The following is a 9,505-nucleotide window of genomic DNA, read 5'->3' on the forward strand; positions in this document are numbered from 1 at the left end:
ATGATGCGGCACCGGCGGAGGTCGGCGACGAAATCCGAGGCGCCACAATCGAAGACGCGGCGCTGGCCCTGACCCAACTGGGCCGTCTGCACGGCCCGCTGATCGGCAGCGAAACCCTCGCCGAGGTGCCCTGGCTTAACCGCGAGAGCCCGATGAACCAGACGATGATCACCGGGTTGTTCCACGGCTTCACCGACCGTTACGGAGACGCCATCACTCCGCAGCAACTGCTGGTCTGCCAGCGCCTGGTGAACAGCTTCGATGACTACCTCGCCGAGGAGGCTGCCCCCGACCGGGTCAGAGGCCTGGTCCACGGCGACTACCGACTGGACAACATGTTGTTCGGGCGCCCCGGGTCGCTGCGCGACCTGACGGTGGTGGATTGGCAGACGGTTACCTGGGGTCCGGCTTTGACCGATGTCGCCTACTTCCTGGGCTGCGCTCTGCGCACCGAGGAGCGCCGCGCCCACTACGACGAACTGCTCACCGCCTACCACTGCGGACTGGGGCCCTATTCTGCGATGACCCTCGGTCAGGTCCGTGACGGGGTCCGCCGACAAAGCTTCTTCGGGGTGATGATGACCATCGCGTCCTCGATGCTGGTGGAACGCACCCAACGGGGTGATGCGATGTTCCTCACCATGCTGGACCGGCACAGCAGCCATGTGCTGGACTCCGGCGCTCTCGACGTGCTGCCGCACGCCGCGCACGCCGAAGCGCTGCAACCCGATCCGATCGACGAGTCAGCCCATGAGCCCGTCGGGGAAACGCTCTGGAACGAAAGCTGGTACTGGGATTTCGCCGACCCGAAACAGGGAATCGGGGGATGGATCCGGCTGGGCCTGATACCCAACCAGAACACCGCCTGGATCAACGCGCTGATCTGCGGCCCCGACATTGCGACGGTTGCCCTGCTGGACTTCGACGCGCCTCTTCCTGCCGACCCGAACGACGTCCACAGCGAAGCAATCACGCTGCGGCACAACGCCACGACGCCCCTGCGGGAGTATGTGGTCAAAGTCGCCGGACCAGCGCAGGTTTACGACGACCCCGCAGCGCTGCTGCGCGGCGAACCCGGCGCGGACGCCCACCTGTCGATGGACCTGGTGTGGCACACCAGCGGAACGCCGTACGCCTACCGGATCGCGACCCGCTATGAGATCCCCTGCACGGTCAGCGGAACCCTCACCGTCGACGGCCGGACCTATGAATTCGACGCTGTACCCGGTCAGCGCGACCACTCCCACGGCGTGCGCGATTGGTGGAGCATGGACTGGGTCTGGAGTGCGCTGCATCTCGACGACGGCACCCATCTGCACGGGGTGGATCTGCGTATCCCGGGGTTGCCCCCGGTCAGCGTCGGCTACATCCAGCCACCGGGTCAGGAGGTCATCGAGACCACCTCGGTGGACGCCGATGCCATCCTGGCCGGCAGCGGACTTCCGTTGACCACGACGCTCACCCTGCAGCCGGGACCCGTCGTGGCGAGCGTGACCATCCTCGGCCACGCCCCGGTACGGCTGGAGTCACCCGATGGGCGGGTCAGCTTCTTCCCGCGGGCGTGGGCCCAGGTCCAGACGGCCGACGGCCGACGTGGCGTGGGCTGGTTGGAGTGGAACCGTAACCAGTCGCGTTAGCTAGACGGTTCACCGAGCACCACGGGTTCATCCTCGCCGAGGTCTTCATCCGCCGGACGGGTGAAAACACACCATGGTCATCGCCGCCTGGAACCTGCGTCACCAACGGCGACTACTACAGCGTCACCCTCGAACCACTCACCGACACCGCCTAACCCGCCACTCCCCAGGTGTGGTCACCACAATTTTCGTGTCAGTACCTGCCCGCGTTAGTCCTTGACCACCTGGGTGCCACCGGCCAACTCATCGTGCTTGCCCTGTTTGGTGGGGCTGTTGCTGATGGTCACCGCAATCACGATGATCGCGATGACACCTAGCAGACCGCCGACGTAGGGGACGATCGGCAGCAACGTGAAGGCGTTGCGGATGGCGGACGCCTTGAAGTCCGGCTTGGGGGCCCCGCCGGCGCCGCGCACGGATAGGCCCAGCAACTTCTTGCCCAACGTCTGGCCCTGGGTGATCTCCAGGGCCACAAAGTAGATGAACGTCAGAAGGCCGGTGAACAACCCGGTCACCAAGATGTTGCTCGCGGAGCCGAACAAGAATGCGATGAAGAACGACAAGATACCCACCAGCAGGCCGTCGATGACACGCGCGCCGAACCGCGCCCCCAGACTCCCGGGATGGCTGGCGTACCCATACCCGACCTGCGGATATCCGGGGTAGTAGCCACCGGGAGGACCGTAAGGGCTGGGGGCCGGCGGGTAACCGGGCTGAGAGCCGGGCATCGGCGGCGGGAATCCGGCCGCCGGTTGCTGCGGATAGCCCGGTTGTGGGTAGCCCGGGGCCGGCGGATAGCCGGCAGGCGGCGGGGGCGGATAGCCGGACGGCGGGTTGTTGGGATCCTGGTCAGTCATCGCAACTCCTGAAGGTTCGGTTGACGCCCAATCTACCGGCAGGGCACAGGACGGGCCGTTTCAGTGCCGCGCGAGTCTGCGGGCTTCGGACATTGCCTCCGCATCGCAACGGCGGTCACCGCCCCGGCGAGCAACGCGGTGCCGGCGCCTAGCGCCACTCCGAACACCACCCTCGCACTATAACGTCAGGGTGTGCACTACCAGTGGGAGGAAGTAGCCGTCGGGGTATACCGGACGCGCCTGCCGTTTCTCGATGTCACGGTGGGGGCCGTTGTGGGCGCCTCCGGACTGCTGCTGGTTGACTGTGGCACAACGCTGCTGGAAGCCGCGGCCGTGGAGAGCGATCTGCGACAGCTCACTGGCCGCAGCGTCACGCACGTAGTGATGACGCACCACCACTTCGACCACATCCTGGGGTCAGCCGGGTTTCCATCGGCTCTCCGCTACTCAGCGCCGCCGGTTGGCGCAGCGCTGAGCAACCGGCTCGACGCGGTATGCGCCGAAGCGCTGCGATTCGGGGCTGATCCCGATCAGGTGGCGCAGGCCGGACGGGCAGTCCGCCCACCAGAGCACCTGGTCTGGCATGCCGATCTCGACCTTGGTGATCGAAAGGTCCGGGTCAGCCATCCCGGGCCGGGGCATACCGACCACGATCTCGTTGTCGTGGTTCCGGGTCAGCCGACGGTGGTGTTCTGCGGCGACCTGGTGGAGGAGTCCGCCGAACCGGCTATCGGGCCCGACGCCGAGCCTGCGCAGTGGCCCGCCGCCCTGGACAAGGTGCTGGCCCTCGGCGGTGACGGCGCGCGTTACGTGCCCGGGCACGGAGCCACGGTCAACGCTGATTTCGTTCGGCACCAACGTGATTGGCTCAATACCCGGTCCTGAGCACCCTTTCGAACATGTCGACGAAGAAGTCGGCGGACTCCCGGGTGATGCACATCGGCGGCTTCATCTTCAGCACATTCTGCCGATCTCCGGTGGGCTGCACGATCACCCCGAGTTCACGCATCCGCTCGCAGATCGCCGCCGTCTCCGTCACGGCCGGCTCCAAGGTGGCGCGGTCGCGGACCAGCTCCACACCCATATAAAGTCCGCTGCCGTGCACCGTGCCGATCAGGGGATAGCGCTCACCGAGAGCGGTGATCCGGGCCTTCAGGTGGTCGCCCACACTGAGGGCGTTGCGCTGCAGGCCGTCGCGTTCGATGATGTCCAGAACGGTCAGGCCTACCACGCATGACACCGGGCTGCCCCCGGCCGAAGAAAAGAAATAGCCGCAGGATCGGTAGGCGTCGGCGATCGCCGTGGTGGTGATGACGGCGCCGAGCGGTTGCCCATTACCCATCGCCTTGGCGACGCAGACGATGTCGGGAACCACCCCCTGCTGCTCGAACGCCCAGAACCAGCGACCCGTGCGGCCGTAGCCCACCTGCACCTCATCGGCGATCGCCAGTCCGCCGGCGGCCCGCACCGCGGCGTACACCGCCCGCAGATAGCCGTCCGGCAGCGCCATCCCCCCGGCGTTGCCGTAGAACGGCTCGCAGATGAACGCGGCCGGTGGATGTCCCTGCGCGGTAAGGCGGTCGATAATCGCCACTGCCTCCGGGGCGTAGCGGGACGCCTCGGCGCCGCGATGCTCGCCGCGGTAGGAGTTCGGGGAGGGCACGGTGTGCACCCAGTCCGGCCGGGTGGACAGCGCGTTGGGGTTGTCGGCGATCGACGTCGAGATCGCATCGGTGGCATACGTCCATCCGTGATAGGCCTCGGCGACGGCGACGATGTCGTGCCGCCCGGTGGCGGCCATCGCGAGCCGCAGCGCCAGGTCGTCGGCCTCTGAACCGGAATTCACCAGGAACACGGTGTCCAGCGGTTCGGGCAGGGTCGCGGCAAGCCGTTCCGAAAGCGCCACCACCGCGCCGTAGTTGAAGCGCGAGTTGGTGTTCAGCCGGCGCCACTGACGGGCTACCGCGTCGGCCAGTTCGGGATTGCTGTGCCCCAGGACCGCGACGTTGTTGACCATGTCGAGGTAGCTGCGGCCGTCGGTGGCGATCAGGTGCTCCCGCCAGCCCCGCTCGATCCGGGGTGGGTGCTGGTAATAGTGCTCCTGAACTCCCGCGAAGGACCGGGTTCGGCGCTGCCGCAGGGCGACACTGTCGCGGCCCGAGTGCCCGTCGTGCACGGGCAGCAGGGGCAGTCCCAGCAGGCCCGCGGGGTCGCTGACCCTGCTCAGCCAGCCCGCCGCGTACTCCGCCCGCACGAACCGCGGTGCCTCGGTGTCGTTGCGCCGAACCTGGATCCACACCGGGCCGTCAACAGCGGCCAGTGCCGCACCGGCGGTCACTGCACCGGCATCGGTCGCCGAGCCGATCGGGCGGACCGCGCCCTGCACTTCGACTGTCCCGTCGGCCCCGGTGAGGGTCAGAACCTCCGGACCAACGGCGACCGAACCGGCCCAGGGCGCGGTCATGGTCATCGACGAGCGCGGCCACAACTGAATGCCGGTGGCCACGGTCGCCGGTGAGACTGGGCTCAACGTGGCCGAGTGGGTCAGCCGGGGTTGGCCGAAGGTGGTGATGACCGCTGCGGCTCCCGCTGCGAGCGAATCGCGGGCCAACCGATCCTCGCAGCCCGGTTCCAGCCAAAAGCCGGCGTCCATCGCGTCGGACTCCACCGACAGGTCCAGACGCACCACATGGTCGGTATCCAGTCCGTCGATCAGTGTTGCCTCGCCGCCGATCTGCGGCGCCATGGCCGCCATCCCCAACGCGTCGCGGATCTGAGCGGTCATGACGTCCAGCGGAATATCGTTGGCGCGCTCGAAGATTCGCCACTCCAGTTCCAGTGCAGAGGTGGCGTAGCTGTTTTCGACGTCAATGGCGGACTGGTGAATTCCGCTGACCACCAGGACGGCGGCGCGCAACACCACCAAGGGCCACAGCGCCTCCACCTCGGAAGAGCTCAGCGGCCGCACCGCATGGAACGCCTCGATGGCCGGCAATGTCGCCGCCGGTTCGACGCCGTCGTGGCGCAGCAGTGTTGCAACGGTGACGGCCAGTTCGGCCACTGTCCAGGACCGCATCAGGTCACCGAAGTCGATCAGGCCGTCGGGTACCCCGTCGGTGTCGGAGCACACGATGTTGTCGCCGGTGATGTCGCCGTGAATAACCTGGACCGGAAGATCCGCCGCCAGGCCGGCCAGGACCTGCCACGCGACCTCGGCGGTGGATTCGACCGTCCGGCGGCGGTGGGTGTCGCCGACGTGGGCTGCGAGCACCTCGACCGTGCGTCTGGAGTGCCGCAAATCCCACTGCAGTACCCGGTCGGCGCCGGGATGGTCGAAGGCCGCCAGCGCCCGGCAGGTGCGGCCGGCGAGATCTCCCAGCGCAGCGACCTGGCCGGGCCGCAGGTAGCGCTCGCCGCTGAGTGTCCCGCCGGGCAGATAGCAGATGATTCGGGCGAGCAGTCCGTCGACATTGGCGATTCCCGAGCCGGGCGCGTCCGGAGCCACGTTCACCGCGGTGCGGATGTTCTCTCCCGCGGCGATGAACGCGGCGGCGGCGTCCTGGGCCTCCAACTCGGGGCGACTGAACGCCGGGTTGGCGATCTTGAGAACACCCACCGCTTCCCCCGCCAAGTCGCGGAGCAGGAAATTGGCGTCCTGCTGGCTGCCCAGGAGGTCGGCCTGGACCTGCATACCGAAGTGCTCGGCGGCGATCTGGCAGGCCCGTTGCGTCGTCACCGCCGGGGCGGGCAACTCGGCGGCGTCGAAGAAGTCGAAGTGTGTCATCAATTCCCTCGTGGACTGAAAATCTGACTGTACCGGCGCGTTACGGTGGTCCCATGCGGGCATTGGTCATCGTTGATGTACAGAACGACTTCTGTGAGGGTGGTTCGCTCGCGGTGTCCGGCGGTTCGGCGGTGGCACGCGCGATCAGCGGTCTGATGGCCGATTCGCCCCGCTATGACCATGTCGTGGCGACCAAGGACTACCACATCGACCCGGGCACGCACTTCTCCGAGCACCCCGACTACGTGGCCGACTGGCCCCCGCACTGTGTGGCCGGCACCGCAGGTGCCGACTTCCATCCGGACCTGGACACCACCGGTGTCGAGGCGGTGTTCGTCAAGGGGGCGTATTCGGCGGCCTACAGCGGCTTCGAGGGCGCTTGCGAAGGGGTTCGCCTGGCCGACTGGCTGCGGGCACGCGGCGTGGACGAGGTGGACGTGGTGGGCATCGCCACCGACTATTGCGTGCGGGCCACTGCCGAGGACGCCGCACGAGCCGGCTTCACCACCCGAGTCCTGGTTGACCTGACGGCCGGTGTGGCGGCCGAATCGACGACGAGTGCGCTGGCCGAAATGGCCCGTGCGGGAGTGGAACTGGTGCACGCGGGGGAGGGCTAGATGACGACCCGCTTGCGCCGGTAGAGCGTGCCGGCGATCAGCAGCACCAGGCTGATCAGCAGGATGGCTGTTGCCAGCACATTGATCTGCGGCGGCACCGCGGCTTTGGTGGCGGCGTTGACGTAGAGCGGATAGGTGACCGTCGAACCGCTGACGAAGTAGGTGATGATGAAGTCGTCCAGCGACAGGGCGAAGGACAGCATCGCCGCGGCGACGATGCCGGGCACGATGAGCGGCAGGGTCACCTTGAAGAAGGTTCGTACCGGTCCCGCGCCTAGATCCAGGGACGCGTCTTCCAGGGTCCAGTCGAAGCCGCGGATGCGGGCTCGCACCGTCAACGCGATGAAACTGATCTGGAACGCCACATGCGCGAGCACGATGGTGAAATAGCCGGTCGCCCAGCCCATGCTCAGGAACAGGGTCAGCAGCGAGGCGCCCATCACCACCTCGGGTGAGGTCAGCGGCAGCACCATGAAGGTGTCGACCGCTGTTCGGCCCCGGAAGCGTTGCCGCACAAGGGCAATCGCGACCAGGGTGCCGAATATCAGTGCGATCGCGGTGGATACCGCCGCGACGTTCAGGCTCATCTTCAAGGCGTTCGTCAACGCCGGGTATTTGAACGGATCAGCCCAGTTCTCCAGTGTGAAGCCCTGCCAGGTGTAGTTGAACTTGCCGGCCGGCTTGTTGAACGAGAACACGATGATCACCAGGATCGGCAGGAACAGGAACAACAGGGTGAAACCGGCGGCGATGCGCAGGGCGATATCCCCGAGTTTGAAGGTGCCGCGGATGTTGCGGCCTGGCTCGGCCAGTGAGGTGACGGCCTCGACAGTCATCGGCGGTCCCCGCTCACACCAACTCCTCGGTGCCCAACGCCCGGGTGTACAGCAGCACACCGACCAGAATGATCGCCATCAGCACGAAGCTCATCGCCGCGGCCACCGGGTAGTCCTTGACCACCAAGAACTGTTTCTGGATGACGTTGCCGATCATCGTCGTTCTCGTGCTGCCGAGGTAGTCGGCATTGATGAAGTCGCCGACGGACGGGATGAAAACCAGCAGGCTTCCGGCCAGCACGCCCGGCATTGCCAGTGGCAGGATCACCTTTCCGAACATTCGACGGTTGCTGGCGTAGAGGTCCCGGGAGGCCTCCAGCAGACGGCCGTCGATCTTCTCGAGGCTGACGTACAGCGGCAGGATCATGAAAATGATCCAGTTGTAGGTCAGGCCGCCGACCACCGCCCAACCGGTGGAGAGCAACCGGCCCTCGCTGGGCAGCAGCCCGATGCTGCCCAGCGCCCCGACCACCCAGCCGTTGTCGGCGAGAATCGTCTTCCAGGCGATGGTGCGGATCAGAAACGTCACAAAGAACGGCAGAATGACCAGTCCGAGAAGGAGATTCTTGAACCGGCCGGCCTTGAAGGCGATCACGTAAGCAAGCGGGAAGGCCAGCAGCAGGCAGAGCAGGGTGGCGCTGAACGCGTACCCGAAGGATCGCAGGATTTGTTCGCGGTACTCGCTGAGCGCGCGGCCGTAGTTGCCGAACTCCCAGGCGAAGTTCAGCGTCGGCAGGTAGATCGAGCCACCCATCGTCGACAGCGAGGTGCGCAGCAACGAGACGAACGGCACCGCGTAGAACACCGCGAGGTAGGCCAGCGCGGGCAGGATCATCAGGTAGGGCGCGATCCTGCTGCGCTGCCGGGAGCTGCTGGCTACGCCCGCCATCAGAGAGCCACCACCGGGCTCAGCCGCCGGTGACGCTGGCGTAGGCCTTGTTGAATTCCTGGGTCTGCTCGTCGGTCAGCGGTGCCCAGGCCTTCAGCCTGTCCAGTGTCTCCTTCGACGGGTTGATCAGCGGGTTGGCGCCCAGCTTCGGGTCGATCTTGTCGAGTTCGGCGGTCATATCGGACAGCACCGGAACATACTGGGTGAACGCGATCAGCTTGGCGTAGTTGGCCCGGTCGTAGACGTAGTTGATCCACTCCTCGGCGGCCGACTGGTTCTGGGTGGTGTAGGGGATCACCATGGTGTCCAGGAAGGTGGTGCTGCCCGACTCCGGCACGACGAACTGAAGGTCGGGGTTGTCGGCCTGCAGTTGCACCACGTCACCGGAGTACGCCTGCGCGATGACGATGTTGCCGGCGGCCAGATCGTCGGCGTAGTCGTTGCCGGTGAAACGGCGGATCTGGCCTTTGTCCTTCTGCTCCTTGACCAGGTCGACGGCCTTCTGGACGGTCTCAGTGGTGGGGTTCTCCGGGGAATGGCCCTGGGACATCATCAGCATGCCCAGGCCGTCCTGGACGTCGCTGAACAGGCTTACCTTGCCCTTGAATGCGGGGTCCCACAGGTCGTCGATCTTGGTGATGTCGCGGCCGGTGGTGGCCCGGTTGTAGGCCAAGCCCACCATGCCGGACAGGTACGGTGCGCTGAACTTCCGGCCCGGGTCGGACTTGTTGTCCAACAAGTCTGTGCGCAGATTCGTCTTGTTGGTCCAGCGGGTGTCGCTGATCGGGTTGAGCCAGCCCAGTCCGGCCAGCCGGGCCGCCATGAACTGGGTGGGGACCACCAGATCAGTCCCGATGTCCTGCTTGCGCGACAGCGGCTCCTTGT

Annotated in this window: 8 protein-coding genes; 3 read left to right on the forward strand and 5 right to left on the reverse strand. The window is 66.3% G+C overall.

Annotation, left to right across the window (positions count from 1 at the left end):
* A partial coding sequence (locus ADBZ5N_RS14835) for a DUF7064 domain-containing protein (protein ID WP_526258634.1) occupies positions 1-1,637 on the forward strand: 1,637 nt, incomplete at its 5' end.
* 209 nt (positions 1,638-1,846) lie between these two features.
* Here ADBZ5N_RS14835 and ADBZ5N_RS14840 read toward each other — a convergent pair.
* On the reverse strand, positions 1,847-2,365 hold the full coding sequence (locus ADBZ5N_RS14840) for an RDD family protein (protein WP_526258649.1): 519 nt from the start codon (positions 2,363-2,365) through the stop codon (positions 1,847-1,849).
* 321 nt (positions 2,366-2,686) lie between these two features.
* On the opposite strand from ADBZ5N_RS14840, the gene ADBZ5N_RS14845 reads away from it, so the two are divergent.
* On the forward strand, positions 2,687-3,379 hold the full coding sequence (locus tag ADBZ5N_RS14845; RefSeq protein ID WP_526258636.1) for an MBL fold metallo-hydrolase: 693 nt from the start codon (positions 2,687-2,689) through the stop codon (positions 3,377-3,379).
* Here ADBZ5N_RS14845 and ADBZ5N_RS14850 read toward each other — a convergent pair.
* Positions 3,363-6,278, reverse strand: coding sequence for an aminotransferase (locus tag ADBZ5N_RS14850; RefSeq protein ID WP_526258638.1), 2,916 nt, complete (start codon positions 6,276-6,278; stop codon positions 3,363-3,365). The two genes, ADBZ5N_RS14845 and ADBZ5N_RS14850, sit on opposite strands and share 17 nt — an antisense overlap.
* A gap of 53 nt (positions 6,279-6,331) precedes the next feature.
* Here ADBZ5N_RS14850 and pncA point away from each other — a divergent pair, with 53 nt between their 5' ends.
* Positions 6,332-6,895 (forward strand): pyrazinamidase PncA, encoded by a 564-nt coding sequence (pncA, locus tag ADBZ5N_RS14855; RefSeq protein ID WP_526258640.1) that lies wholly within the window; start codon positions 6,332-6,334, stop codon positions 6,893-6,895.
* Here the strand turns inward: pncA and ADBZ5N_RS14860 are convergent.
* The 3 genes from ADBZ5N_RS14860 to ADBZ5N_RS14870 form a co-directional block, all read right to left on the reverse strand.
* Positions 6,892-7,731, reverse strand: a complete 840-nt coding sequence (locus ADBZ5N_RS14860) for an ABC transporter permease (protein WP_526258643.1) — start codon at positions 7,729-7,731, stop codon at positions 6,892-6,894. The two genes, pncA and ADBZ5N_RS14860, sit on opposite strands and share 4 nt — an antisense overlap.
* A gap of 13 nt (positions 7,732-7,744) precedes the next feature.
* Positions 7,745-8,620 carry an ABC transporter permease gene (locus ADBZ5N_RS14865; RefSeq protein ID WP_526258645.1) on the reverse strand — a complete coding sequence of 292 codons (876 nt, stop codon included), beginning with the start codon at positions 8,618-8,620 and terminating at the stop codon, positions 7,745-7,747.
* A gap of 19 nt (positions 8,621-8,639) precedes the next feature.
* Positions 8,640-9,505, reverse strand: an 866-nt coding sequence (locus tag ADBZ5N_RS14870) for a polyamine ABC transporter substrate-binding protein (protein WP_526258647.1), incomplete at its 5' end; no start/stop codon positions are given.

This window comes from Mycobacterium sp., assembly GCF_044370595.1.
Lineage (GTDB): Bacteria > Actinomycetota > Actinomycetes > Mycobacteriales > Mycobacteriaceae > Mycobacterium.